A 24,617-nucleotide genomic window follows, 5' to 3' on the forward strand; every position below is an offset into this window, starting at 1 on the left:
CGCCGGATGGCAAGAACTTCCAGAGGTTCCCACTGGCGGGCCGCCCTTCCCCCGGCGGACCCGCCATGACGACAGGAGTACCGATGCGCATCCGTACCGCGGGTGTGGTCGCCCTCTTCGCCCTGGCGCTCGCCGCCTCCGGCTGTGGCGGCGACAGCGACGAGCCGGCCGCGAAGGAAACCCCCAAGGCCGCCGGCGGCAAACTGGTGATCTGGGCGGACGACAAGCGCACCGCCGCCCTCAAGCCGTTCGCCGAGAAGTTCGGTCAGGAGAACGGCGTCACCGTCGAGGTCCAGGCAGTCAGCAAGGACCTCCAGACCAACTTCGTCACCGCCTCCCAGCAGGGCAGTGGCCCGGACGTGGTGGTCGGCGCGCACGACTGGATCGGCAACCTCGTGCAGAACGGCGCCATCGATCCCGTGCAGCTCGCCGCCGAGCAGAAGAGCGCGTTCAACGAGACCGCCGTCAAGGCCGTCACCTTCAACGGGCAGCTCTACGGCGTGCCGTACGCGCAGGAGAACCTGGCGCTGATCCGCAACACCGAGCTGGCCCCCGAGGCGCCGAAGACCATCGAGGACCTGGTCGCCTCCGGCAAGAAGCTCAAGGCGGCGAAGAAGGCCACCGAGACGCTCTGCCTCCAGGTCGGCCAGAACGGCGACGCGTACCACATCTACCCGCTCTACAGCTCGGCCGGCGGTTACCTCTTCGGCACGGCGGCCAACGGGGACTACGACCCGAAGGACCTGGGCGTGGGCAAGCCCGAGTCGGTCGAGGCCTTCAAGAAGATCGGCGCGCTGGGCGAGAAGGGCGAGGGTGTGCTCAAGCGCTCCATCTCGGACACCAACTCGATCTCCACGTTCACCGGCAAGAAGTGCGCGTACCTGGTCTCCGGCCCGTGGGCGGTGGCCGACGTCAAGAAGGCCAACATCTCCTACGACATCTCGGCCATCCCCGGCTTCGCCGGCGGCAAGGAGGCCCAGCCGTTCGTGGGTGTGCAGGCGTTCTACGTCGCCGCCAAGGGCAAGAACAAGGCGCTGGCCCAGGAGTTCGTGGCCAACTACACCACCACGCCCGAGCTGGCCGTCGCGCTCTACAACGCCGAGCCCCGGCCGCCGGCGCTGACCGCAGCCCTCGACCAGGTCAAGGGCAACGACCCGGATCTGGCCAAGTTCCAGGAGGCCGGCAAGAACGGTCAGGTCCTCCCGGCCATCCCGGCGATGGCCGCGATCTGGGACCCGTTCGGCAAGGCCGAGGCCGCCGTCATCGGCGGGGCCGACCCGACCAGCACCATCACCACCGCCGGCAAGACCATTTCCGGCCAGATCAAGTAATGAGTACGCCGCTGTCCGGCCCGGAGTCCGCCACGCGGACTCCGGGCCGGGAGCCCGCCGGCTCCCCACCCCCGCGCCCACGTGCCTCGCGCTCGCGCGACGACGCCCCGATCACAGTGGCCGGGCTCGCCGGCAAGGTGCTCCTTCTCGGTCTGACCGCCGGCATCGCGGTCTGGGCGGCCTTCCCGCTCATCGCCGCCGAGATGTGGACCGGCCTCGCCCTGCTGGCGGCGTCCACTGTCGGGCTGTTCTACCTGTACCTCACCCGCCGGCACGTCCCGGCCAAGTACCTGGTCCCGGGCACCCTGTTCCTGATCGCCTTCCAGGTCTTCCCGGTGCTCTACACCGCCAGCACCGCCTTCACGAACTTCGGGGACGGGCACCGGGGCAGCAAGGACGACGCGGTCGTCGCGATCCAGACCTCGTCGGTCACCCAGGTGCCGGGGTCCGCCGAATACGCCCTGTCGATCGCCACCAAGGGCGACCCGGCCACCGGTCCGCTGGTCTTCCTGGTCACCGACCCCGACACCGGCGCGGTCTCCGTCGGCGACACCGGAGGGCTCCGCCAACTCGACGCCGCCGACGTCACGGTCGCCACGGGCGGCAAGGTCACCGCCGCCGACGGCTACACAGTGCTGACCTTCGGCCAGGCCAGCGCCCGCAGCAAGGAGATCACCGACCTGGTGGTCCCGACCGCCGGTGGCGCGGTGCGCTCCAGCGGCCTGTCCCGGGCGTACGAGGGCAAGGCGGTGCGGGCGTACGAGGCTGGCTGCGACTGCGTACGGGACACCGAGACCGGGCGCACCTGGACCGCCGACGAGGAGGCGGGCGCCTTCGTCGCCGCCGACGGCGAGCGGCTGGCCCAGGGCTGGAAGGTCAACGTCGGGCTGAACAACTTCACCCGGGTGCTCACCGACGAGAACATCTCCGGGCCGTTCCTCGGCACCCTGGTCTGGAACTTCGCCTTCGCCATCGGCTCCACCGGTGGGACGTTCCTGCTCGGCACGCTGATCGCGCTCGTCCTGCACTCGCCCCGGATGCGCGGCACCAACTTCTACCGGGTGCTGCTGGTCCTGCCGTACGCCATGCCGTCGTTCGCGATGCTGCTCGCCTGGCGGGACATGTTCAACGCCGACTTCGGCCTGATCAACAGTCTGTTCGGCCTGGATGTTGACTGGTTCGGTCAGGAGTGGACGGCCCGCTTCGCCGTCATCCTCGTGCAGCTCTGGCTCGGCTACCCGTACATGTTCCTGGTCGCCACCGGTGCCTTGCAGGCCATCCCGCGTGAGCTCACCGAGGCCACCTCGGTCGACGGGGCGTCGCCCTGGCAGTCCTTCCGCGCGGTCACCCTGCCGCTGCTCCTGGTCGCCCTGTCGCCGTTGCTGATCTCGTCGTTCGCGTTCAACTTCAACAACTTCAACGCGATCTACCTGACCACCGAGGGTGCGCCCTTCCCGGCCGACAACCCTGCCAACGGCGCGACCGACCTGCTGATCACGTACACCTACCGGCTCGCCTTCGGCGGGCAGGGCGCGCAGTTCGGCTTCGCCGCCGCGATCTCGCTGTTCATCTTCGCCATCGTCGCGGTGGTCTCCGCGATCAGCTTCCGCCGGACCCGCAAGCAGGAGGAGGTGTACGCGTGAGCGCGAGGAGTGAGCTTGCGAGCCCCGCAGTCGCGAACAGGAGGAGGATCGCGTGACAACGGTCAACCACATCCGGACCGGTCGGCGGCGTGGCCGCTGGTTGGCCGAGGTCGGCTGGCGGCACGTCGTCGCCGTGCTCGCCGTGCTGTTCAGCCTGTTCCCGATCCTGTTCGTGCTGTCCGCCGCGCTCAACCCGCTCGGCACGCTGTCCACCACCGAGCTGGTGCCCACCGGCGGGGTGTCGCTGGACAACTTCGGCGAGCTGTTCGATCGCACCGCCTTCGGACGGTGGTTCCTCAACTCGTTGCTGATCGCCGGGGTGGCGTCGTTCGCGTCGGTGTTCCTGTCCGCGCTGGCCGCGTACGCCTTCTCGCGGATGCGGTTCCGCGGCCGCCGGGTCGGGCTGCTCTCACTGCTGCTGATCCAGATGTTCCCGCAGTTCCTGGCGATCGTGGCGATCTACCTGATCTTCGGCACGATCACCGACCTGTGGCCGTCGATCGGCTTCAACACCCCGTGGGGCCTGCTGCTGCTCTACCTGGGTGGGGCGCTCGGGGTGAACACCTGGCTGATGAAGGGCTTCTTCGACACGCTGCCGCGCGAGCTGGACGAGTCGGCGACCATGGACGGCGCGTCGCACGCCCAGGTCTTCTTCCGGATCATGCTGCCTCTGGTGGCGCCGATCCTGGCGGTGGCCGGGCTGTTGGCCTTCATCGGCACGATCAACGAGTTCCTGATGGCCAACGTGTTCCTCACCAGCAGCGACTCCAAGACCCTCGCAGTCGGGATGTACGGCCTGGTGCAGGGCAACCAGAGCAACAACAACTTCGGGATCTTCGCGGCCGGCACCCTGCTCACCGCCATCCCCACCGTGCTGGTCTTCCAGCTTCTCCAGCGCTACATCGTCTCCGGCCTGACCGCTGGCGCGGTCAAGGGCTGACCGTGCCGCGGCCGGAGTCGACGCGCCGACCGCCAGACCCCCTACTACAAACCGTCGTTGATGGGAGAGGATGGGCGGCGTGGAAGCGCTGCGACTAATCCTCCTCTACGTCCATCTGATCGGCTTCGCCCTGCTGCTCGGCGGATCGATCGCCCAATACATCAGCGGTCGGCTACGGATCAACCCGGCCATGCTCTGGGGGGCGGTGATCCAGTTGTTGACCGGGCTCGGCCTGTCCGCCCCGCTGCGCGACGGGGACGAGCCGGCGCCCGCGAAGCTTGTGACAAAGTTGGTGATCGCGCTGCTGATCTTTGTCATGGTCTTCTTCTCCCGGAAGCGGGACGCGGTGAACCGTGGTCATTTCCTGACGATCGTCGGCCTGACCCTGGTCAACGCGGCGGTCGCGGTCTTTTGGCGGTAACGTCCGGGGAGAGGGCCGACCCCGGGAAAACGGACGTTTCGGACGGCACGTCGCTTGCTTACCAGCACGAAGAGTGACGTGCCCCACGCAAGGGTTACACCCGGGTAACAGGCGCTCAACAGTCGTGCACGATTGTCGGCCGGTGGGTGGGCGCGGGCGTACGCTCCCGTCCGTAACGTGGGACAGCCGGCGGCACACCGCAGGTCGGCTGATGGGCTGCCACCGCACTAGGCGCGGTGTGCAATGGGAAGGAGACGTCTTGCGCTCGGTGCGTGGGATGCGGATCGCCTCGATCGTCGCGGCAGGTGGGCTTGTGCTCACCGCCGCCGCTTGTGGCGAGGCCCCCGATGATGACAACAACGCCGGCAGTGGCGGCAAGAAGTTCAGCGCCTGCATGGTGACCGACGTCGGTGGCATCGACGACAAGTCGTTCAACACCTCGGCCTGGAAGGGTCTCGAGGAGGCCAAGGCCGCCAACAGCAACATCGAGACCAAGTTCGTGGCGTCGAAGGCCGAGGCCGACTACGAGCCGAACCTGACGCAGTACGTCAACCAGAAGTGCGACTTCATCCTGGCGGTCGGTGGTCTGATGGCCAACGCCACCTCGAAGATCGCCAAGGCCAACCCGAACCAGGCGTTCGGCATCGTCGACGCCAACCCGGGTGACGCCAACGTCTACCCGATGCAGTTCGACACCGCGCAGGCCGCGTTCCAGGCCGGTTACCTGGCCGCCGGGATGAGCAAGTCCGGCAAGGTGGGCGCGTACGGCGGCCTGCCGATCCCGCCGGTGACCATCTTCATGGATGGCTTCGTCGACGGCGTGGCGTACTACAACAAGACCAAGGGCAAGAACGTCCAGGCGCTGGGTTGGAACAAGGAGACCCAGAAGGGCTCCTTCACCAACGACTTCGCCAAGCAGGACGAGGGCAAGAAGGTCTCCGACGCGCTGGTCGCCCAGGGTGCGGACATCATCATGCCGGTCGCCGGTGGCGCAGGCCTCGGCACCACCGCCGCGGCCAAGGCCTCGGGTGGCAAGTACAGCACCATCTGGGTGGACGTCGACGGCTGCGAGAGCACCCCGGACTGCTCGGCCATCATCACCACGGTGGTCAAGAACATCCCGGAGGCCGTCAAGGAGGCCGTGCTCAAGGCCGCCGGTGGCGAGAAGCTGCAGGCCAACCCGGGCTTCGTGGGCACCCTGGCCAACACCGGCGTCTCGATCGCCCCGTACCACGACTTCGACAGCAAGGTTCCGGCCGAGCTGAAGGCCGAGGTCGACAAGATCAAGGCGGACATCGCCGCCGGCACCATCACCGTCACCTCGAAGGCCCAGCCGACCAAGTGACAACCGCCCGGCTCCTCCGGTGAGATCATCGGGGAGGTCGGCGGGGGACAGGTACGACCGATCGGCCGCTTCGGCCCTGCGGGTGACCGTGGGGTCGGAGCGGCCGATCGCGCACCACGTCAACCGGGCCGCTCCGGCCAGGTTGACGGCAGCTAGGCTGCACCATCGCTCGCACTCCAGGAGGTTGCGCTGAGACTCGAACTGCGCGGCATCACCAAGCGGTTCGGTGATCTGGTCGCCAACGACCACATCGACCTGACGGTGGAGCCTGGAGAGATTCATGCCCTGCTCGGCGAGAACGGCGCGGGCAAGTCGACCCTGATGAACGTGCTCTACGGGCTCTACCAGCCCGACGAGGGCGAGATCCTGGTCGACGGCAAGCCGTTGAAGCTGAAGGGCCCGTCCGACGCGATCGGTGCCGGGATCGGCATGGTGCACCAGCACTTCATGCTGGTGCCGGTCTTCACCGTCGCCGAAAACATCATGCTCGGCGCCGAACAGGTCCGGGGCGGCATCGCCGGTTTCCTGGACCGCCGACGTGCCCGGCGCGAGGTCACCGAGGTGTCCGAGCGCTACAACCTGCGGGTCGACCCGGACGCGGTGGTCGAGGACCTGCCGGTCGGCATCCAGCAGCGAGTCGAGATCGTCAAGGCGCTCACGCGCGACGTCGACCTGCTCATCCTGGACGAGCCGACCGCCGTGCTCACCCCGCAGGAGACCGAGGAACTGCTGACAGTCATGCGGTCGCTCAAGGCGGCCGGCAAGTCGATCGTCTTCATCACCCACAAACTGGGCGAGGTCAAGGCCATCGCCGACCGGATCACGGTGATCCGACGGGGCAAGACCGTGGGCACCGCCTCGCCGGACGCCAGTCGGGACGAACTGGCCGCGATGATGGTCGGGCGCAACGTCCGACTCACCGTGGACAAGGGCCCGGCCACTCCCGGTGAGCCGGTGCTGGAGGTGACCGGGCTGGTCGTCGACGACGACCGGCAGATCCGCGCGGTGGACGGGGTTGACCTGACCGTGCGCGCGGGCGAGGTGCTCGGCGTGGCGGGCGTACAGGGCAACGGTCAGACCGAGCTGATCGAGGCGATCATGGGCCTGCGGCCGGTGCTCGCCGGCACGGTCAGCCTGGTCGGCGACCGGATCGACGGCTGGAAGCCCAAGAAGGTGCTCCGCGCGGGCGTCGGCTACGTGCCCGAGGACCGCAGCGTGGACGGCCTGGTCAAGGAGTTCAGCGTCGCGGAGAACCTGGTGCTGGACATCTACGATCGGCCGCCGTTCGCTGCCGGGCTCGCGCTCAAGCCGGACGCGATAGCGGCGTCGGCGAAGGAGCGGATCGAGCAGTTCGACGTCCGCACGTCATCGGCCGACGCGTCGGTGGGCACCCTCTCCGGCGGCAACCAGCAGAAGGTCATCGTCGCCCGGGAGCTGTCCCGGCCACTGAAGCTCTTCATCGCGGCCCAGCCGACCCGTGGCGTCGACGTCGGGTCGATCGAGTTCATCCACAGCCAGATCATCCGCGAGCGGGACATCGGCACCGCCGTCATGGTGGTCTCCAGCGAGCTCGACGAGGTGATCGGGCTGGCCGACCGGATCGCGGTCATGTACCGCGGTCGCATCATCGGCATCGTCGGCCCGGACACCCCGCGTGAGGAGATCGGCCTGCTGATGGCCGGCATCAGCCCGGACGCGGCACACGAGCGCAACACGGACGCCGTGCCCAGCGACGGGCCGGCCACCGACGGGAGCCCGGCGAGCGGCCCGGGTTCCGCGAGCGAGGACGAGGCATGACCAACCCCCCAACCCCGCAGTCCGGCTCGCCGGACAAGGAGCCGGCGAGCGAGGCGCAGGCCGCGCAGAACGCGCTCGGCAACACCGAACGGGCCGAGGTGGCGACCGAGCCGGGCGGCCCGGCGTCCAAGCCGGAGCCGGAGCAGAAGCCGAGTCTGGGCCGGTTGTTCATGGACAACCTCTGGGCGGCCAACACCTTCACTGTGACCCTGCTGTCGCTGGTGCTGGCGATCGTGGTCGGCGCGGTGCTGATGATCGTTTCTGATCCGGCGGTGCTGTCCACGTACTCGTACATCACCTCCCGCCCGTCCGACGCGATCAACTCCAGTTGGACGCTGGTCAGCGAGGCGTACGCGAACCTGTTCAAGGGCTCGGTCTTCGACCCCGAGGCGTTCTCCGGCTGGGTGAACGGCACCGGTAGCTGGCAGGCCGTTCTCGCGCCGATCTCCGAGACGCTCACCTACGCCGCGCCGCTGGTCTTCACCGGTCTGTCGGTGGCGCTGGCCTTCCGCGGCGGCCTGTTCAACATCGGCGCCCAGGGTCAGGCCACCATCGGCGTGATCATGGCGGCCCTGGCCGGCTTCCTGCTGCCCCTGCCGCCCGGCCTGCACCTGCTGGTGGCGGTGCTCGCCGGCGCGCTGGGCGGAGCGATCTGGGGTTTCATCCCCGGCATCCTCAAGGCCCGGGCCGGCGCGCACGAGGTGATCAACACGATCATGCTCAACTACGTCGCCACGTACTTCCTCACCTGGTTGATCGTGCAGAACGGTGTGCAGGACCCGAACCGCACCGACGCGATCAGCAAGGCGGTGGACACCTCCGCCCAACTGCCCCGACTGCTCGGCGACAACCTGCGGGTGCACGCCGGCATCCTGCTCGCCGTGCTGGCCACCTGGGCGGTCGCCTGGCTGCTCAACCGTTCGACGCTCGGCTTCGAGCTGCGGGCGGTCGGCGCCAACCCGGACGCCGCCCGTACCGCCGGCATCAGCGTCACGCGGACGTACATCCTGATCATGGTTTTCGCCGGCATCCTGGCGGGCCTCGGCGGCTCGAACATGGTGCTGGGCTCGACCGCCAGCGCGTTGACCCCGCTGGTGGTCGCGCAGATCGGCTTCGACGGCATCCTGGTCGCGCTGCTCGGGCGGGTGAAGCCCTGGGGAGTGCTACTGGCCGCCTTGCTGTTCGGAGCGTTGCAGGCCGGCGGCAACCGGATGCAGTCGTACTCCGGGATCTCGCTGGAGCTGGTGACCGTGCTCCAGGCGCTGATCGTCATCTTCATCGCCGCGCCGGCCCTGGTGAAGGCGATCTTCCAGCTCCGGGCCGCGCGCGCCGCCCGGTTGCAGACGAGCCTGGCGAAGGGCTGGTAACTCATGTCCACCATGGCTGTCCCCGACATCGCGGTCGCCCCGGTCGACGAGGGCTTCTGGACCCGTAGCCGCAAGGTCGGCCTCACGCTGCTGGGGCTCGGCCTGCTGGCCGCGGTGCTCTTCGGCGCGCTCGCCACCAACCAGCAGGCCCGGTTCACGCTCAGCGACGACGCGGCCGGTGCCGCACTGAAGATCAACGGCACGATCGGGGCGATCCTGTTCGGGATCATCGCGATCGCCGCCGGCGCGGCGTTGCTCGCCGGGGTGCCGAAGCGGTGGTTCATCACCGTGCTCGGCATCGGGCTGGTCGGCTTCGTGCTCTCGTTCCTCTGCTGGCAGGTCTCCGCCGCGCCCGCCGGGCAGAACTTCATGCCCCTGGTCAACATCATCCGGGGCACGTTCATCCTGGCCCTGCCGCTGATCTTCGGTGCGCTCGCCGGGGTGCTCTGCGAACGCTCCGGTGTCGTCAACGTGGCCATCGAGGGCCAGCTGCTGATGGGCGCCTTCAGCGGCGCGCTCTTCGGCAGCATCTCCGGCAGCGTCTGGGTGGGTCTGGTCGCCGCAGCCCTCGGCGGCGCGTTCATCTCGCTGCTGCTGGCCGTCTTCGCCATCCGCTACCTGGTCGACCAGGTCGTCATGGGCATCGTGCTGAACCTGCTGGCGGTCGGCGTCACCGGCTTCCTCTACGAGCGGCTGATGCAGACCGACGCGGCGAAATACAACAGCGCGCCCCGCTTCAGCAACTGGGAGATCCCGCTGCTCAAGGACATCCCGGTGCTCGGGCCGGCGCTGTTCCGCGGCAACATCTTCCTCTACCTCGGGCTGCTGCTGGTGCTCGTGATCCACATCGGGCTCTTCCGCACCCGGTGGGGTCTGCGTACCCGCTCGGTCGGTGAGCACCCCATCGCCGCCGACACGCTCGGCGTCAAGGTGCTGCGGGTCCGCTACCGCAACGTGCTGCTGGCCGGCGTCGTCGCCGGCATCGGCGGCGCGTCCTACACGCTGGCGCTCTACTCGTTCACCAAGAACATGATCGGCGGCAAGGGCTTCATCGCACTGGCCGCGCTGATCTTCGGCCGGTGGAACCCGACCGGTGCGCTGCTCGCCGCGCTCTTCTTCGGTTTCGCCGACCAGCTCGCCACCTACCTGGGCGCGATCAGCAGCTCGATCCCCAGTCAGTTCCTGGCCATGCTGCCCTACCTGGCCACCATCCTGGCGGTCGCCGGGCTGGTCGGCAGGGTCCGCGCACCAGCCGCCGACGGCAAGCCGTACATCAAGGGCTGACACCCGAGCTGTGCCCGGCGGGACTCCCGTCGGGCACAGCGAGGTCCGCGCCAGTCATCTCACGGGTGCCTTCTCGACACGGAACGCGGGGTACCGTGCCGCGATTGCCGCGAACTCGGACAGGGGCGCATGCCGGTCGACGGGGAGGTGCGGCCGGGCTCCGGGGACCGTCGCCAGATACCGCTTGAGAATCGGCGCACGCTCGTCGACCGGCACCTCGACCAGGCGGCAGACCCGGGCGCGCCCGTGCCGAAGGATCACCAGGCCGTCAGCCGCACGCACGTTCCGAACCCAGTTGCAGTTCTCGCCCAGCATCGGCACCAGATACCAGTCGCCCTGCCAGTCGGCCATTCCCAGCGGGAACCGGGTGATCTGGCCGGTGCGGCGTCCCACGACCTCCAGTGTCACCCACCGCCTCGGGTGCAGGCCGGCGGCGTACACGGCCGCCCACAGCCGGGCGAACCGGCGGGCCGCCGCATTACCGCGGCCCCCCGCGTACATCCGACGAAGAGTCTCCGCGGACAACGGCCAGCTCCCCAACTTCGCCATCACAGGTCCTCTCGGTCGCACGTGTCCATCTTCGGCTTCAGGGTTGGCTGTCCCGAGCGGGAGATGCAGGGCCGAACGTCCCTTTCACCCCGAGCCGTCATCCTCGGCAACGCCTCCGACTCTGGTGACGGTTGACCACTGCTGGGGGCGCGGCCGATGAGTCGGACTCATGCCCGGCACGGCTGCACCTGCCCGTGGACCCGGCCCTGCCCGCTTCTGACCTGGGCCGCTTGGGCAGAATGGCGGCATGACCGACATTGACTGGGCACGGTTGCGCGCTGCCGCCATCGAGGCGATGCGGCACGCGTACGCGCCGTACTCGACGTTCCCGGTCGGCGCGGCCGCGCTGGTCGACGACGGCCGCATCGTGGTCGGTTGCAACGTGGAGAACGCCGCGTACGGGGTGACGCTCTGCGCCGAGTGCGGGGTGGTCTCCAGCCTGCACGCCACCGGCGGGGGGCGACTCGTCGCGCTCTCCTGCGTCGACGCCACGGGTGAGCCGCTGATGCCGTGCGGCCGCTGTCGGCAACTGCTCTGGGAGCACGGCGGGCCGGAGTGCCTGATCGAGAGCAGGGCCCGCCCGCTGCGGATGGCCGAGCTGCTGCCACACGCCTTCGGTGTGGAGGACCTGGAGGCCGTCACCGGGGAGACGCCGGTGCCGGTGGTCCCGGAGCGACTGGCCGCCTGGCGCGGGCGCGGCACCGTCTTCGTGCACCCGGACATGTCCGCCGGCCAGCAGGTCTGGACGGCGTACTGGGAGCGGTCGGCCGGCGACGACGCGGGCGCCGAGACCGGGGTGCTGGAGGAGGCGCCGAGCTGGGACGACTCGGCCGAGGCGATCACCTGGGGTCTGGCCCGCACGCCCCGGGTGGTCGTGGTGGACGCCACCGGGACGATCTTCTGGGCCGGTGAGGGTGAGCCGCCGATGGAGATCCCGGTTCGCTGGAGTTGAGCTTTGGGGATTGGGCCGACCGTGCCCGGCTCCGGGCGGTCAGGCTTGATCCCTCCGCCGGGCACGGTCGGCCCGATCCCTCGGTGCGTGCGGTCCGCGGGTCGGTTTCACCATTCGACTAGGAAAGATTTTTCTTGATGAGTGCTTTTGCTGCTGTTGACGTCATTCGGGTCAAGCGGGATGGCGGGGTGCTGTCGGACGCGCAGATCGACTGGGTGGTCGACGCGTACACCCGGGGGGTTGTCGCCGACGAGCAGATGTCCGCGCTGGCCATGGCGATCCTGCTCAACGGCATGACCGGGCCGGAGATCGCCCGGTGGACCGCCGCGATGATCGCCAGCGGTGAGCGGCTGGACCTTTCGGCGGTACGCCGACCGACCGTCGACAAGCACTCCACCGGCGGCGTCGGCGACAAGATCACTCTGCCGCTCACCCCGCTGGTGGCGGCGTGCGGCGCTGCCGTACCGCAGTTGAGCGGCCGAGGTCTCGGGCACACCGGCGGCACGCTGGACAAGCTGGAGTCCATCCCGGGCTGGCGGGCCACTGTGAGCAACGACGAGTTCATCACCCAGCTGGACGAGGTCGGCGCGGTCATCTGCGCGGCCGGCACCGGGCTCGCTCCCGCCGACCGCAAGCTGTACGCGCTGCGCGACGTGACCGGCACCGTGGAGGCCATCCCGCTGATCGCCAGCTCGATCATGAGCAAGAAGATCGCCGAGGGCACCGGCGCGCTGGTCCTCGACGTCAAGGTCGGCTCGGGCGCCTTCATGAAGTCCGTCGACCATGCCCGCGAGCTGGCGCGCACCATGGTCGAGTTGGGCGGTGCGCACGGCGTCCGGACGGTCGCCCTGCTCACCGACATGTCCACACCGCTCGGGCTGGCGATCGGCAACGCCGTCGAGGTGACCGAGTCGGTCGAGGTGCTGGCCGGTGGCGGCCCGGCCGACGTGGTGGAGCTGACCCTCGCCCTGGCCCGGGAGATGCTCGACGCCGCGGGCCTGCCGGACGCCGACCCGGCGGCGGCGTTGCGCGACGGCCGGGCGATGGACTCCTGGCGGGCGATGATCCGGGCGCAGGGCGGCGACCCGGACGCACCGATGCCCGAGGCCCCCGAGGTCGAGGTCGTCCGCGCCGAGCGGGACGGACACGTCGCGGCCGTCGACGCGTACGCCATGGGGGTTGCGGCGTGGCGGCTCGGCGCGGGCCGGGCCCGCAAGGAGGACCCGGTCAGCGTGCCGGCCGGTGTGGTCCTGCACAAGCGGCCGGGTGACGCGGTGCGGGCCGGTGACGCCCTCTACGAGTTGCGCGCCGAGGACGCGACGCGGATCCCGGCGGCGTTGGCCGAGGCCGCCGACGCGGTACGGATCGCGCCGACCGCCCCCGCGACGACGCCGCTGGTCATCGAGCGCATCGGCTGATCGAACGCGGGTCGGGGCGGCGTGGTGCCGGTCACCTGGGAGCGCTATTGTCGCTGGCCAAGGGGGGAAAACCGGCCTTGCGCCGGCGCGAGCAGACAGGAAGATCCGCCGTGACCGTTGCTGCCCCGGACCCACGTGAGGTGCGCGAGGCGAGTCTGGACGAGTTGTCCCGGCTCGGCCTGCCGTTGCCGCCGGCCCAGTTTCCCCTCGTCTGGGAGCCGGGCGACCGGATCGAGCTGCGCCCCACGGCGGAGATCGAGGCGCGGATCGCGGTGCTGCACCTGATCCTGGCCCGCTGCTTCGGGATGCCCCCGCAGGCGGCGATGAGCTGGCTGCTCGGCTCACACCTGGTCGAGATGGTCACCCCGCCGGAATGGCAGTTCGTGATGGGCGGCAAGGGTGACCACCGTTCGTTCGTGCTGCACCACGACGCGCTGTTCGCGCTGGCCTGGGTGCTCGGGCTGAGCAAGCAGCTCGACCCCACCCTGGCCGTGGACGAGCGGCTGGTCGAGCGGCTGCCGCACATCGCCGAGGGGGAGAGCTTCCCGCACTGGCGCTCCCGGATCCTCACGGCGCCGCAGCACCCGGCGGACGCGGCCGCGCTGCTCGACCTGCACTACTGCCTGGACTGGGCGTACCTGGAGACCGAGCGGGACGGTCGGAGGGCACCGGGCCTGGTCGACGCGAACGCGATCGGGCAGCGGCGCTGGGCCCTGGAGTGGGCGGTGATCCTGCGCGGGCCGTACCACGACGAGCCCCCCGGCTGGGAAGAGGTCGACCTCTCCACCTGAGGTCAGCGGGGTCGGTACGCGTCCACCCGGACCGCGACGGTCACCCGGACCGGCTCGGGCAGGGCGGCCAGCCGGTCGGCGAGAGCGCCCGGGTCGGTGTGCCAGGCGCTCGGGCCCATCCCGACCAGGCTGGCGGCCTCCCGGCGGGTCAGGGCCAGCTCCGCCCGGTGCACCGCCGAACTGACCGGGGTGAAGTGCCCGCCCAGGCTGCCGGTCACCCGGTCCGCCTTGTCCGGGTCCACCCGCAGCAGGTCGAGGGCATCCACCAACTCGGCGAGATGGTCGGTGTCGGGCGTGACCACCAGCAGCGTCCCGGCCGGGTGGAGCACCCGGTGGAACTCCGCGCCGTTGCGCGGGGCGAAGACGTTCAGCAGCACGGCCGTTGAGGCGTCCGCCACGGGCAGCCGCTGCCAGGTGTCGGCGAGAGCCGCGGCGGCCCGGGGATGCGCGCGGGCCGCGCGGCGCAGCGCCGGCTTGGACACGTCCAGGGCCAGACCCACGGCGTCCGGCAACGCCGCCAGCACCGCGCCGAGGTACCGACCGGTGCCGGCGCCGGCATCCACCACCAGGGGGTACGCCCCGACGTCGGGCGCCGGCGGTTCGAGCCGGGCCACGGCCTCCGTCGCGGCGGCAGCGAGAGCGGCCGAGATGACGTCGTAGTGCCCGGCGGCCTGGAAGTCCGCGCGGGCCGCGACCATTTCGGGGGTGTCACCGACGTGCGGTGCACGACCGGTGAGCAGGTTGACGTAGCCCTGGCGCGCGATGTCGAAGCTGTGCCGGCGTGGGCAGCGCAGCGCGCTCGCGTCGGTGGCCTGCCCCAGGGGTTCGCCGCAGACCGGGCAGCGCAGCCGGTCGAGGATGCGGGGGTCCACGTCAGGCGCACTCCATCCGCTCAGTTTAGACGTGCACCGGATCGGAGGCCGTGACACCAGCGGCCCTGTCCCGGTCCGCCCGGGGCGCTGACTAGGGTCTGAGCATGGTCGCAACTATCCGGTACGAGGACATTGTCAAGGTTCCGAAGGCCCTGCTGCACGACCACCTCGACGGCGGGCTGCGGCCGGCGACGATCGTCGACCTGGCCGCGGAGGTGGGCCACGAGTTGCCCGCCACCGATCCCGACGCGCTCGGACGCTGGTTCGCGGCCGCGGCCGACTCCGGCTCCCTGGAGCGCTACCTCGAAACGTTCGCGCACACCGTCGCGGTCATGCAGACCGCGCCGGCGCTGCGGCGGGTCGCCCGCGAGTGTGCGCTGGACCTGGCTGCCGACGGGGTGGTCTACGCCGAGGTGCGCTTCGCCCCCGAGCAGCACCTGGAGCAGGATCTCAGCCTGGACGAGGTGGTCGAGGCGGTGCTGGCCGGGTTCGCCGAGGGCACCGCCCAGGCCGTCGAGGCGGGCCTGAGCATCCGGGTGGGCACCCTGCTCACGGCGATGCGGCACGCCGCCCGCTCCCAGGAGATCGCCGAGCTGGCCGTGCGCCACCGGGACGCCGGGGTGGTCGGCTTCGACATCGCCGGCGCCGAGGCGGGCTTCCCGCCCACCCGTCACCTGGATGCCTTCGAGTACCTGCAACGGGAAAACTTCCACTTCACCATCCACGCCGGTGAGGCGTTCGGTCTGCCGTCGATCTGGCAGGCGATCCAGTGGTGCGGAGCGGACCGGCTCGGCCACGGGGTGCGGATCGTCGACGACATCGGCCCGGACGGCACCCTGGGCCGGCTGGCCGCGTACGTCCGGGACAAGCGGATCCCCCTGGAGCTGTGCCCCTCGTCGAACGTGCAGACCGGCGCGGTGGCCTCCATCGCGGACCACCCGATCGGCCTGCTGCGTGACCTGCGCTTCCGCGCCACAGTCAACACCGACAACCGGCTGATGAGCGGCACCTCCATGTCACGGGAGATGTCGCTGCTGGTGGAGACGTTCGGCTACGGCTGGAAAGAGTTGCAGTGGTTCACCATCAACGCGATGAAGAGCGCCTTCATCCCGTTCGACGAGCGACTGCGGATCATCGACGAGGTGATCAAGCCGGCGTACGCCAAGCTGATGGCCTGACGGTCAGCCGTGCTGACCTGACCATCAGCCGTGCGGGTGGCCGGCGAGCAGGCCGGCCACCCGGCGCAGCACCTCCCTGGCGCGGGCCGCCTCCGCACCCAACCCGGTCTGCCGACGCAGGATCGCGGGCTCGGCCCGGAGCAGCGCCACGCCGCGCCGGACCAGCACCCGGGGGGCCTTGCGCTGCTCGGACAGGTCCCGGGCGAGCCGGCGCAGGAAGGTCGCCCCGCGCGGACGGCGCAGCGCGTACGCCCCAGCGAGCAGCCCACGACGACGGCATTCCTCGACGATCTCGGCGGCGAAGATCCCTTCGGCCACGAAAAGTGGCGATCCGGCGACATCAAATGTCCGGGTGGCCACCCGTCGGTCTGCGCCGATCGCATAAACCGGCACATCGGCGCGGCCTTCCCGAGCAAGTCGGGCAATGATTTCCACAGCGGTGGGGGCATCCCAGGACTGCGGCGATTCCCAATCCACCTGGCCGTTTCGTCGCGGCAACGTAGGGTCATCGCCGTCTTTGTAGAAGTCGTCCAGACAGAGCACCGGTAAACCGGTTTGCTGCGCTATGTACGACTTTCCGGAGCCGGAAGGACCGGCGAGCAGGACAACGCGGTGCGGATGTTCCATTACCTTCAGTTACTCCGGCCAGACGGACTGCTATCAAATCGCATCAACATCTCATCACACCTCCGGCCGGTGACAACCTGGGCTTTCTTCTTGTCGACCGGCGTGATGGAATCTCGGGGGTCCGACCCGCCGGGTCGGTCGCTGGGCGTTGCCCGGGGCAACGCGTTGAAGCTGTAATCGCGAGGGCGGTGTTGTGAGCAAACGGCCAAAGACGGCGGGCTCCTTCCTGTCGCGGCTGCGCCGGCCGGCCAGCCGGCTCCGGGACATGCCGATCTGGTCCAAGCTCGGTCTCATCATGATCGTGCCGACCATCGCCACGGTCGTGGTGGGCACCAGTGGTCTTGTCGACCACGTGGAGACGCTCAACAATGCCAACCGAGCCGGCGACCTGGCCAACCTGTCGAGCTATTCCGGCAGCCTGGTCGACAGTCTGCAGGACGAGCGGACCGCCGCCGTGCTGCTGCTGGGGGCGGACGGGACGCAGCCGACGGCGCAGTACCAGGAGGCCTACAACCGGGTGACCTCCCGGGTGGACCGTGAGACGTCCCCCTACCGGCAGCAGCGTGCCGAGATCGAGGACCTGCCGGGCAGCCTGGAAGGTCTGCTCGACGGCATCGACCAGAACCTGCAGGACCTGTCGGGCATCCGCAGCCAGGTCTTCAGCGGCAAGCTCGCGCTCACCGAGACCGTGCAGGTGTACGAGGGTCTGATCAGCGACCTGCTCGCCATCCGCGACTCGGCCACGCAGCTCGCCGGCAACAACGAACTGAGCGACCGGATGCGCGCCGCCGCGGCGGTCGCCCGCGAGAAGGAGTTCCTCGCCGCACGCCGGGTCGTGGTGCACCGCGCGCTGGGTGTGAAGGGCGGCAAGAAACTCACTCCGGCGCTGCGCACCGACTACATCGCCAGTGGCACCGGCCAGCAGCAGGCGCTGCAGAGCTTCAAGGCCGTCGCCACCCCGGACGACGCGAAGTTCCACGACCAGACGGTCGCGGGCGGCGACCGCCGGGAGGCACAGAACTACACCGGCTGGATCGACGGCAACACCAACGGCGACATGCGCAACGCGCCGTTCGGGCCGGACCAGTGGGAAGCCGCCATGACGGCCAACGCCAAGCTGATCCGCAACGTCGAGACCAAGCTCGACGGTGAAGTGGTCGACGAGGCCAACAGCCTCCGCTCGGACGTGCAGCGCCAGGTCTTCCTGGAGACCGGCCTGCTGCTCAGCATGCTGTTGCTGGCCATCCTGTTCGCGTACCTGGTCGCCCGCTCCATGGCCCGTTCACTTCGTGAGCTGCGGCAGGGTGCGCTCTCCGTCGCCCAGTACGGCCTACCCCAGGCGGTTGCCCGACTGCGTGACCCGCAGGTCGTCGGGCAGCTCTCCCCGATGCAGCTGGCCAACCAGATCGCCGAGCCACTACCGGTCCGCAGCCGGGACGAGTTCGGCCAGGTGACCGAGGCGTTCAACGCCGTCCACCTGGAAGCCGTCCGTACGGCCGCCGAGCAGGCGGCACTGCGCGCCTCCGTCGCGACCATGTTCGTCAACCTGGCCCGCCGTTCACAGATCCTGGTCGACCGCCTCATCGGGCACCTCGACCGGCTGGAGCGCGGCGAGGAGGACCCGGACCGGCTGGCCGAGCTGTTCCAGCTCGACCACCTGGCCACCCGGATGCGCCGCAACGACGAGAACCTGCTGGTGCTCGCCGGTGCCGACTCCACCCGTGTGCAACGTGAGCCGGCCGCGCTCATCGACGTGCTGCGGGCCGCGCAGTCCGAGGTCGAGCACTACACCCGGATCGAGTTCGGCGTCATCGACCGCGACATCGAGGTCGCCGCGCACGCGGTCAACGACCTGGTGCACCTCGTCGCCGAGCTGTTCGACAACGCCACCGCGTTCTCTCCGCCCGACTCGCAGGTGATGGTCGAGGCCCGTCGGGTCGGCGACCGCTCCTCGCTCTACGTCGAGGACCGCGGCATCGGCATCAGCGCCGAGCAGTTGCACGACCTCAACGAGCGGCTCGCGACGCCGCCGCAGGTGGACGTCGCCGTCTCCCGGATGATGGGCCTGGTCGTGGTCGCCCGACTGGCGTCCCGGCACGGCGTCCGGGTGGAGCTGCGCCCCGGCTCCGACCGTGGCACCGTCGCGGACGTGACCCTGCCCACCTCGGTGCTGGTGCCCCGGGCGCTCTCCGGTCGGGTGCAGCAGCCGCCGGCCCTGCCCGCCGCCGGTGGTCCCCAGCAGAACGGGCCCGCACCGGCCTTCGGCGCGCTGCCGGCGCTGGGCAACGGCCCTCGTCCGAGCGAATCCGGCAACCAGGTCACCCTCGGCGGTCGGCCGTTCGAGCCCGCCTCGCGCAACGGTGCCGGCACCCCCGCCAACGCCGGTGGCTACCGCTCGATGCCGGCCTGGTCCGACCTGACCGGCGCTGCCGGGACGAACGGCGTCAACGGTGGTGACGGGTTCACCCCGCGGACCGCCAACGGCCAGCCGATCGACCCGCTGCCGCAGCGTCGCGGCGGGGACGACAGCCCGACCTCCGGCCAGCAGCCGTCGATTCCACGGCAGCTGCCGAGCAGCCCCGAGGCAAACCCCTACTCGGCGCCGCCGGTCTCCGCGCAGCCCTACTCCGGCGCGCCGGTCTCCGCCTCGCCGGCCTCCGGCCAGCCGTACTCCGGGCAGCCCTACTCGGGTGCCCCGTACGGCGGCCCGCCGGTCTCCGCGGCCCCGGCCTCCGGGCAGCCGTACGCCGGTCCGCCGGTGTCCGCGTCGCCCGTGTCGGCCTCACCGGCGTCCGGCCAGCCGTATTCGGATCAGCCCTACTCGGTGCCGCCCGCCTCCAGCCAGTCGTTCGCCGGGTTCGCACCCCGGTCGGCCCCGCCCGCGCAGGCGCCCAGCACCCCCGCGCCGCCGGCCTGGCCGCCGGTGCCGGGTGCCGACCGCGACGCTTCGGCGCCGCCGGTGCCCGAGCGGCTCGCCGCTGCCCTGGACATGACGACGGAGCTGCCGCGGGTGCCGCGACCCGGCGAACAGCCGGCCGCAGCAGCCCAGCCTCCGAGTCGGCCCTCGGCTCCTGCTCCGGCTCCGCAGAATCGGCCGGCACCGCAGAATCGGCCGGCACCGCAGCAACCGCAGGCGCAGAACCGCCAGCGCTACGCGGACGAGACGATGGAGCTGCCGATCTTCCGGGAGCTCGAGTCGGCTTGGTTCCGTACCCGCCGTCCGGGTTCGGAGGAAGCGGGACCCGGCGCGCAGCCGGCGACGAACGGCGACTCCGCGACCCAGCAGTTCGCTACGGTCGAGGCCACCGGTCGGGCAGTCCACAAGACACCACCCGGGACGACAGGTAACACACCGATGGCAGACACTCCGACGGCCGGAGGAGCGCCGCGGGACAACGGCTCCACAGCGAACGAGGGCGGTCGCCCGAGCCTCGCTGAGAGCCTGCCGAACCGCCGGCCCCAACCGCAGACCAACGGCTGGCAGACCGCTGCCGACGACGGCTGGCGTGCTGCCTCGGCGGCGGCCGGCGCGGCGCCGGTGAGCGAGACCACCACGACCGGCCTGCCGAAGCGCAAGCCGATGGCGCAGCTGGTGCCGGGCGCGGTGGAGAAGCCCACCACCTCGGTCCAGCGGCGCTCCCCGGAGGCGGTCCGTGGCCTGCTCTCCGCCTACCACCGGGGCGTGCAGCGAGGGCGTAGCACCTCGGACAACCCGACCAGCCCGGAGGCAACTCCGGGAGGGCAATCCTCGCAGTCTGGCTCAGGCCCGGTGGCCGGGAGCGGGCAGAAGGAGCAAGAAGGATGACAACTACGCAGGATCTTGGTTGGCTGCTGGCCAACTTCGCCGACCGGGTGCCCGGTGTCGCTCATGCGGTCGCCGTCTCGGCCGACGGCCTTCTCCTGGCGTCGTCACGGGACCTGCCGCGCGACCGGGCCGACCAGCTCGCCGCGATCTCCTCGGGTCTGGTCAGCCTGACCCAGGGGGCAGCCCGCTGCTTCGAGGGAGGCGCGGTGTTGCAGACCGTCGTGGAGATGGACAATGGCTTCCTGTTCCTGATGTCCATCTCGGATGGCTCGTCCTTCGCCGTGCTGGCCGCCCGCAGCTCCGACGTGGGCCAGGTCGGCTACGAGATGGCGCTGCTGGTCGACCGGGTGGGCGACGCACTGACTCCGCAGCCGCGTGCGGCTGCGGGCATGCTGGGCTGACGCCTCGCCGTCGATCGTGAGGTCGGCACCAAAGCAACAACGACAACGACGGGCTTCACCGGTGGGAGCCGGTAACGGGTACGAAGGAGGTGAGCGGCGAGATGGCCGATCGTGACGAACCGACCGGAGCGTTGGTCCGTCCATACGCCGTGACCCGTGGCCGTACCCGTCCCCGGCTCGACATCGCGCTGGAGGCGCTCGTCGAGACGACGGTGCGCGGCCGCACCGCTGCCAGTGGCAACGGTGGTGGCCGCGAACACCAGTACATCGCCGCGCTGTGTGACGGACGCGTGCAATCGCTCGCGGAGATCGCGGCGCGGATGCAGCTCCCGCTCGGTGTGGCCCGGGTGCTCATCGCCGACATGGCGACGGACGGCCTGGTCGCGGTCCACGAGCCGACCATCCTGGACGACTCCGACGACGCGGTGGGCACTGAACTGCTGGAGAGGGTGCTGAGTGGACTTCGCAGGCTCTGACATGTCGCACCGCCCGCCGAACCCGAGCGGCCGCGTGACGTCGGCGAAGATCGTTATCGCCGGTGGATTCGGCGTCGGTAAGACGACGCTGGTCGGCTCGGTCTCGGAGATCACGCCGCTGACCACCGAGGCCATCATGACCTCCGCCGGCGTGGGCGTCGACGATACCCGGCAGGTGCCGGGCAAGACGACGACCACGGTGGCCATGGACTTCGGCCGGATCTCGATCGACCGTGACCTGATCCTGTACCTGTTCGGTACGCCGGGTCAGACCCGATTCTGGTTCATGTGGGACGAACTGGTTCGGGGTGCGATCGGCGCGGTCGTGCTGGTGGACACTCGCCGGCTGGCCGACTGCTTCGCGGCGATCGACTTCTTCGAGCACCGACGCCTCCCGTACCTGGTGGCGATCAACTGCTTCGACGGGATGCAGTACCACGACCCGCAGGACGTTCGGGACGCCTTGGCGATCTCGAGCGACGTGCCGGTGGTGGCCTGCGACGCCCGTAACCGGGAGTCGACGAAGCACGTGCTGATCTCGCTGGTCGAGTACGTGCTCACCATGCGCCGTACGCGCGCCGTCGCCCCGGCCTGATCGGGACGCCGCACCCCGGTGGTGGCTCAGGCCGCCACCGGGAGCACCACCCTGCTCGCCGACGCCCCTACGTCGGCGCGCGCCCTACGCCGTCTCCTGAGGCCCTGGAAACCACCGGCCCCCGCACCCTGGGCCGTTGAGCTGCGGGCTTCGAGAGGCGGCGTTGCCGCGTCCAGGGGCACGTCTCCACACGCGACAGCGCCCTCAGTCAGCTGACTGAGGGCGCTGTCGCGTGTAACGAGGTCAGGACTGGTAACCGGCGGAGCGGTACTCGTACTCCCGGTCGTCGTCGCGGTCGCCGTGGTCGCGGCTGAAGTCCCAGCCGCCGGCCGCCTCGCGGCCGGGTCGACCACCCACCGCGAAACCGCCGATCTCCTGGCCGCGACGCCAACCACGGAAGTAGCCGGTGGTGTTCTCCGCGAGGCTTGCCGCATCGCGCACTATCCGCAATGGACGCTCCTCGCGCAGCGGGGAACCAGGGACCAGGTTGGCCTGAGGCACGCGCTTCGGCAGCCCGGCGTTGGTCTCGGCGCCGACCGCGGGGCGGGCGGCCTGCTCTGCGGCCTGCCAGCCGGTGTCGGCCGTGGTCGACCAGTCCAGGTCGGACTCCTCGGCCTGGCCGACGAACCAGGCCGACTTGGCCTGCGCGAAGATCAGCAGGTCGCCGTCACCCTCGTCGGCGACCGGTGGCGGACGGTGCTCGACCGGCGGCGTCCGGCGCTCCAACGGAGGGGTCCGGCGCTCCATCGGCGGCGTCCGCTGCTCCAGCGAGGGCGTGCGAGGCTCCAATGAGGGCGTGCGAGGCTCCAGCGAGGGCGTCCGGTGCTCCATCGGCGGCGGTGGACGGTGCTCGGCGGCACGGTCGGGTCGAGCGGCCGGTCGGCCGCCGCGAGCAGCCAGCTCCCGCTCGACCAACCGCAGCGGCGGGGTCTCCAGGTGCGCGTCCGCAGACGGGTTGAGCCCCTCACGCAGCGCCCGGTCAGCCAGTGGAGGTGGCTCCACCAGTCGCAGCATGGGTGGCTCCTGCGGCAGGTCGTCCGCCAACCAGGGCGGGGTGACCCGACCGTCGGCCCGACCCGGGTCGGTCGGGGCCTCGATGCCGCGGCTGCCACCGTACGGGTAGGCCACCGGGTTGTTCGGCGAGCTGTCGGCCGGGTCCTCCGGGTTGTTGACCAGCGGCCAGTTGGCGCGGGAACCGGGGGGTGTGGCGGCCTCCTGGCCAGGACGGGGGGTCGGCACCGGGATGCTGAGATCGGTGGCGCTGAACCCGCCCGTGGGTGGCTCGTCCACCGGGCGTTGCAGGTGGCTCGGCCGGGGCTCGCCGTTCGTCTTGGGGCGGGGAGGAATGACCGTCCGCTGCCGTTCGGCCCGCGCGTTGTTGATCGCGGCGGTGGTCAGCGTCGGCCGGAACGGCTCGCCCGCCTCGGCCGGAGGCACCATGCCGCGCTGTGCCGGTGCGATCGGGGTGATCCCGGGCGGCGGGGGAGGTGGCGAGGAGACCGGTCGGTTGGTCGGACCGTCGATCCGGCTGGGCGCCGGCTCGGTGCGGCCGGGAAGCGTGGACGACGGCGGCTTGGCCATCGCGGCCGGGGCCATCGGTGCGGGCGCGACCGGCGGCGGCGTGACCGGAGCCGGGGCGACCGGGGGCGGCCCGAGTGGGCGGGGCGACGCGAGCGGCGCGTTACCGGGGATCGGCTCGGGGCGGCTGCGTCGCCCGACCGCGGGTGCGGGGTCGGCGGCCGGGGTGGGCCGGAGCGACCGCAGCCCGGCGCCGGTGCCGGCCAGCCCGGTCGGCTCACCGGCTGGCTCGCCACGGCGGGCGCCGTTGCCGGCCATCCCGGTCAGCTCGCCGACCGACTCGCCACGGCGGGCGGCGGCACGGCGGCCGGGTGCCTGGGCAGGCGCGGTCACCCGCGAGCCGAGAGCGCTGACGAGGGCCTCGCAGCCTGCGTCGCAGGCCCGCACCGAAGCGACGGCCTGGCGGACCGTCTCGGCCACCGCGGAGGTGAGCGCCCGGTTGACCGCGGCGCGCCGCGGCGTTTCGGAGATGGCGACCCGCAGAGCGGTGACCGCCTCGTTGATCTCGTCGGCGTCGGCCACCCCGTCGGCGGCGAGGTGCGCGGCGATGGCGTCCGCCGCGACCGACACCTCGCGGCCCCGGGCGACGGTGCCGCCGAGCATGCCCGGTTCGGGCAGCGCGTCCAGCACCGCCAGCGAGACCGGCTCGGCCGGGTCCGGGTATGCACGCAGGGCTGCCGGGTAGAGCTCGCGCAGGACTTCGCGCAGCGCCACGGCGGCGGAGTGTCGGCCGGTGGCCAGCGCGGCGTGCGCGGCGAGCACCTGCTTGTAGCCGGCGAGATCCCGGGGTGCCGGCAGGGTGACCGCGGAGAGCGCGCCCGCCTGTAACGCGCGGGCCAGGCCGACGGCCCGTCGTTCGGCCGGAGGTGACTGCATCTCCTCCAGGGAGTCGTCGTCGGCGAACCGCTCGGCGAAGTCGTCCACCGAGTCGTCGTCGGCGATCGCCAGGGGCCGACCCGCCGCGCTCAACAGCGAGATGACCGTGTGGTCGTCGCTGTCGGCGGCGATGGCCGCACCGCTCGGCCCGCCCGACCGCTCCACGAGCAGCGCGACGAGCTGGGCGTAGCCAGCGGCCTCGTCGCTGATCTCGCAGACATGCAGCAGACGGCCTGCGTCGTCGACCACAGCGGACGTCAGCGTCGAACCGGCGGAGGCCGGTCGGTCAGCCGGATCCGCCGAGGCCAGACCGCAGTAAACGCGCACGAGCGCCACGGCGTCGTCCTCCTCCCGGGACAGGTCTTTCCTCT

The 24,617-nt window shown here is 70.8% G+C and carries 20 protein-coding genes; 16 read left to right on the forward strand and 4 right to left on the reverse strand.

Translation table 11 applies throughout. The features are described from left to right. Positions 1-83 precede the first annotated feature (83 nt). The 8 genes from AC3CF1_RS23260 (at position 84) to AC3CF1_RS23295 (ending at position 10,128) form a co-directional block, all read left to right on the forward strand. Positions 84-1,331, forward strand: coding sequence for a sugar ABC transporter substrate-binding protein (locus AC3CF1_RS23260; RefSeq protein ID WP_328849358.1), 1,248 nt, complete (start codon positions 84-86; stop codon positions 1,329-1,331). After that, positions 1,331-2,974, forward strand: a complete 1,644-nt coding sequence (locus AC3CF1_RS23265) for an ABC transporter permease subunit (protein ID WP_488451255.1) — start codon at positions 1,331-1,333, stop codon at positions 2,972-2,974. The genes AC3CF1_RS23260 and AC3CF1_RS23265 overlap by 1 nt, the downstream gene beginning before the upstream one ends. A gap of 52 nt (positions 2,975-3,026) precedes the next feature. Continuing rightward, complete coding sequence (locus AC3CF1_RS23270; protein WP_088951442.1) at positions 3,027-3,914, forward strand: sugar ABC transporter permease; 888 nt, start codon at positions 3,027-3,029, stop codon at positions 3,912-3,914. Positions 3,915-3,993: 79 nt separating this feature from the next. Next, entirely contained in the window at positions 3,994-4,335 is a 342-nt protein-coding gene (locus AC3CF1_RS23275) for a hypothetical protein (RefSeq protein WP_210795406.1), read from the forward strand. Between the two features lie 277 nt (positions 4,336-4,612). After that, positions 4,613-5,680, forward strand: coding sequence for a BMP family lipoprotein (locus AC3CF1_RS23280; RefSeq protein WP_088951443.1), 1,068 nt, complete (start codon positions 4,613-4,615; stop codon positions 5,678-5,680). Positions 5,681-5,929: 249 nt separating this feature from the next. Further along, on the forward strand, positions 5,930-7,477 hold the full coding sequence (locus AC3CF1_RS23285) for an ABC transporter ATP-binding protein (protein ID WP_307871553.1): 1,548 nt from the start codon (positions 5,930-5,932) through the stop codon (positions 7,475-7,477). Further along, complete coding sequence (locus AC3CF1_RS23290) at positions 7,474-8,844, forward strand: ABC transporter permease (RefSeq protein WP_088951444.1); 1,371 nt, start codon at positions 7,474-7,476, stop codon at positions 8,842-8,844. The genes AC3CF1_RS23285 and AC3CF1_RS23290 overlap by 4 nt, the downstream gene beginning before the upstream one ends. Positions 8,845-8,847: 3 nt before the next feature. Beyond that, entirely contained in the window at positions 8,848-10,128 is a 1,281-nt protein-coding gene (locus AC3CF1_RS23295; RefSeq protein WP_099850414.1) for an ABC transporter permease, read from the forward strand. Between the two features lie 54 nt (positions 10,129-10,182). On the opposite strand, the gene AC3CF1_RS23300 is transcribed toward AC3CF1_RS23295, so the two are convergent. Continuing rightward, positions 10,183-10,677 (reverse strand): nitroreductase/quinone reductase family protein, encoded by a 495-nt coding sequence (locus AC3CF1_RS23300; protein WP_488451256.1) that lies wholly within the window; start codon positions 10,675-10,677, stop codon positions 10,183-10,185. A gap of 247 nt (positions 10,678-10,924) precedes the next feature. On the opposite strand from AC3CF1_RS23300, the gene AC3CF1_RS23305 reads away from it, so the two are divergent. From AC3CF1_RS23305 to AC3CF1_RS23315, 3 genes are all read left to right on the forward strand, one after another. Further along, the gene (locus tag AC3CF1_RS23305) at positions 10,925-11,629 is read left to right on the forward strand and encodes a cytidine deaminase (RefSeq protein WP_354983626.1); all 705 of its coding nucleotides are present in this window, start codon (positions 10,925-10,927) and stop codon (positions 11,627-11,629) included. A gap of 137 nt (positions 11,630-11,766) precedes the next feature. Further along, on the forward strand, positions 11,767-13,047 hold the full coding sequence (locus tag AC3CF1_RS23310; RefSeq protein WP_354983627.1) for a thymidine phosphorylase: 1,281 nt from the start codon (positions 11,767-11,769) through the stop codon (positions 13,045-13,047). Positions 13,048-13,157: 110 nt separating this feature from the next. Beyond that, positions 13,158-13,838 carry a DUF4272 domain-containing protein gene (locus tag AC3CF1_RS23315; protein ID WP_088951449.1) on the forward strand — a complete coding sequence of 227 codons (681 nt, stop codon included), beginning with the start codon at positions 13,158-13,160 and terminating at the stop codon, positions 13,836-13,838. 2 nt (positions 13,839-13,840) lie between these two features. Here the strand turns inward: AC3CF1_RS23315 and AC3CF1_RS23320 are convergent, their stop codons facing one another. Further along, the gene (locus AC3CF1_RS23320) at positions 13,841-14,710 is read right to left on the reverse strand and encodes a putative RNA methyltransferase (RefSeq protein ID WP_355160777.1); all 870 of its coding nucleotides are present in this window, start codon (positions 14,708-14,710) and stop codon (positions 13,841-13,843) included. Between the two features lie 104 nt (positions 14,711-14,814). On the opposite strand from AC3CF1_RS23320, the gene AC3CF1_RS23325 reads away from it, so the two are divergent. Then, entirely contained in the window at positions 14,815-15,888 is a 1,074-nt protein-coding gene (locus AC3CF1_RS23325; protein WP_088951450.1) for an adenosine deaminase, read from the forward strand. A 24-nt stretch (positions 15,889-15,912) separates the two neighbouring features. Here the strand turns inward: AC3CF1_RS23325 and AC3CF1_RS23330 are convergent, their stop codons facing one another. After that, entirely contained in the window at positions 15,913-16,206 is a 294-nt protein-coding gene (locus AC3CF1_RS23330; RefSeq protein WP_231927210.1) for a hypothetical protein, read from the reverse strand. Between the two features lie 502 nt (positions 16,207-16,708). On the opposite strand from AC3CF1_RS23330, the gene AC3CF1_RS23335 reads away from it, so the two are divergent. The 4 genes from AC3CF1_RS23335 to AC3CF1_RS23350 all read left to right on the forward strand — a co-directional run bounded on the left by AC3CF1_RS23335 (position 16,709) and on the right by AC3CF1_RS23350 (position 21,792). Continuing rightward, on the forward strand, positions 16,709-20,320 hold the full coding sequence (locus AC3CF1_RS23335) for a sensor histidine kinase (protein ID WP_488451257.1): 3,612 nt from the start codon (positions 16,709-16,711) through the stop codon (positions 20,318-20,320). Beyond that, positions 20,317-20,721: a roadblock/LC7 domain-containing protein gene (locus tag AC3CF1_RS23340; RefSeq protein WP_030329023.1), complete on the forward strand. Its 405-nt coding sequence runs from the start codon at positions 20,317-20,319 to the stop codon at positions 20,719-20,721. The genes AC3CF1_RS23335 and AC3CF1_RS23340 overlap by 4 nt, the downstream gene beginning before the upstream one ends. Positions 20,722-20,822: 101 nt before the next feature. Beyond that, entirely contained in the window at positions 20,823-21,197 is a 375-nt protein-coding gene (locus tag AC3CF1_RS23345) for a DUF742 domain-containing protein (RefSeq protein WP_354983630.1), read from the forward strand. A 1-nt stretch (position 21,198) separates the two neighbouring features. Next, positions 21,199-21,792, forward strand: coding sequence for a GTP-binding protein (locus AC3CF1_RS23350; protein ID WP_007455465.1), 594 nt, complete (start codon positions 21,199-21,201; stop codon positions 21,790-21,792). Positions 21,793-22,035: 243 nt separating this feature from the next. On the opposite strand, the gene AC3CF1_RS23355 is transcribed toward AC3CF1_RS23350, so the two are convergent. After that, on the reverse strand, positions 22,036-24,606 hold the full coding sequence (locus tag AC3CF1_RS23355; RefSeq protein WP_488452121.1) for a transposase: 2,571 nt from the start codon (positions 24,604-24,606) through the stop codon (positions 22,036-22,038). Between the last annotated feature and the right edge of the window lie 11 nt (positions 24,607-24,617).

The sequence above is a fragment of the Micromonospora sp. MGP-C2 genome, assembly GCF_057766525.1.

What these genes read in the sequence shown, in the direction of transcription:
- AC3CF1_RS23295 (WP_099850414.1), top strand. Translation starts at nt 8,848, where the DNA reads ATGTCCACCATGGCTGTCCCCGACATCGCGGTCGCCCCGGTCGACGAG.
- AC3CF1_RS23280 (WP_088951443.1), top strand. Translation starts at nt 4,613, where the DNA reads ATGCGGATCGCCTCGATCGTCGCGGCAGGTGGGCTTGTGCTCACCGCC.
- AC3CF1_RS23350 (WP_007455465.1), top strand. Translation starts at nt 21,199, where the DNA reads ATGTCGCACCGCCCGCCGAACCCGAGCGGCCGCGTGACGTCGGCGAAG.
- AC3CF1_RS23310 (WP_354983627.1), top strand. Translation starts at nt 11,767, where the DNA reads ATGAGTGCTTTTGCTGCTGTTGACGTCATTCGGGTCAAGCGGGATGGC.
- AC3CF1_RS23265 (WP_488451255.1), top strand. Translation starts at nt 1,331, where the DNA reads ATGAGTACGCCGCTGTCCGGCCCGGAGTCCGCCACGCGGACTCCGGGC.
- AC3CF1_RS23290 (WP_088951444.1), top strand. Translation starts at nt 7,474, where the DNA reads ATGACCAACCCCCCAACCCCGCAGTCCGGCTCGCCGGACAAGGAGCCG.
- AC3CF1_RS23305 (WP_354983626.1), top strand. Translation starts at nt 10,925, where the DNA reads ATGACCGACATTGACTGGGCACGGTTGCGCGCTGCCGCCATCGAGGCG.
- AC3CF1_RS23325 (WP_088951450.1), top strand. Translation starts at nt 14,815, where the DNA reads ATGGTCGCAACTATCCGGTACGAGGACATTGTCAAGGTTCCGAAGGCC.
- AC3CF1_RS23345 (WP_354983630.1), top strand. Translation starts at nt 20,823, where the DNA reads ATGGCCGATCGTGACGAACCGACCGGAGCGTTGGTCCGTCCATACGCC.
- AC3CF1_RS23260 (WP_328849358.1), top strand. Translation starts at nt 84, where the DNA reads ATGCGCATCCGTACCGCGGGTGTGGTCGCCCTCTTCGCCCTGGCGCTC.
- AC3CF1_RS23300 (WP_488451256.1), bottom strand. Translation starts at nt 10,677, where the DNA reads ATGGCGAAGTTGGGGAGCTGGCCGTTGTCCGCGGAGACTCTTCGTCGG.
- AC3CF1_RS23340 (WP_030329023.1), top strand. Translation starts at nt 20,317, where the DNA reads ATGACAACTACGCAGGATCTTGGTTGGCTGCTGGCCAACTTCGCCGAC.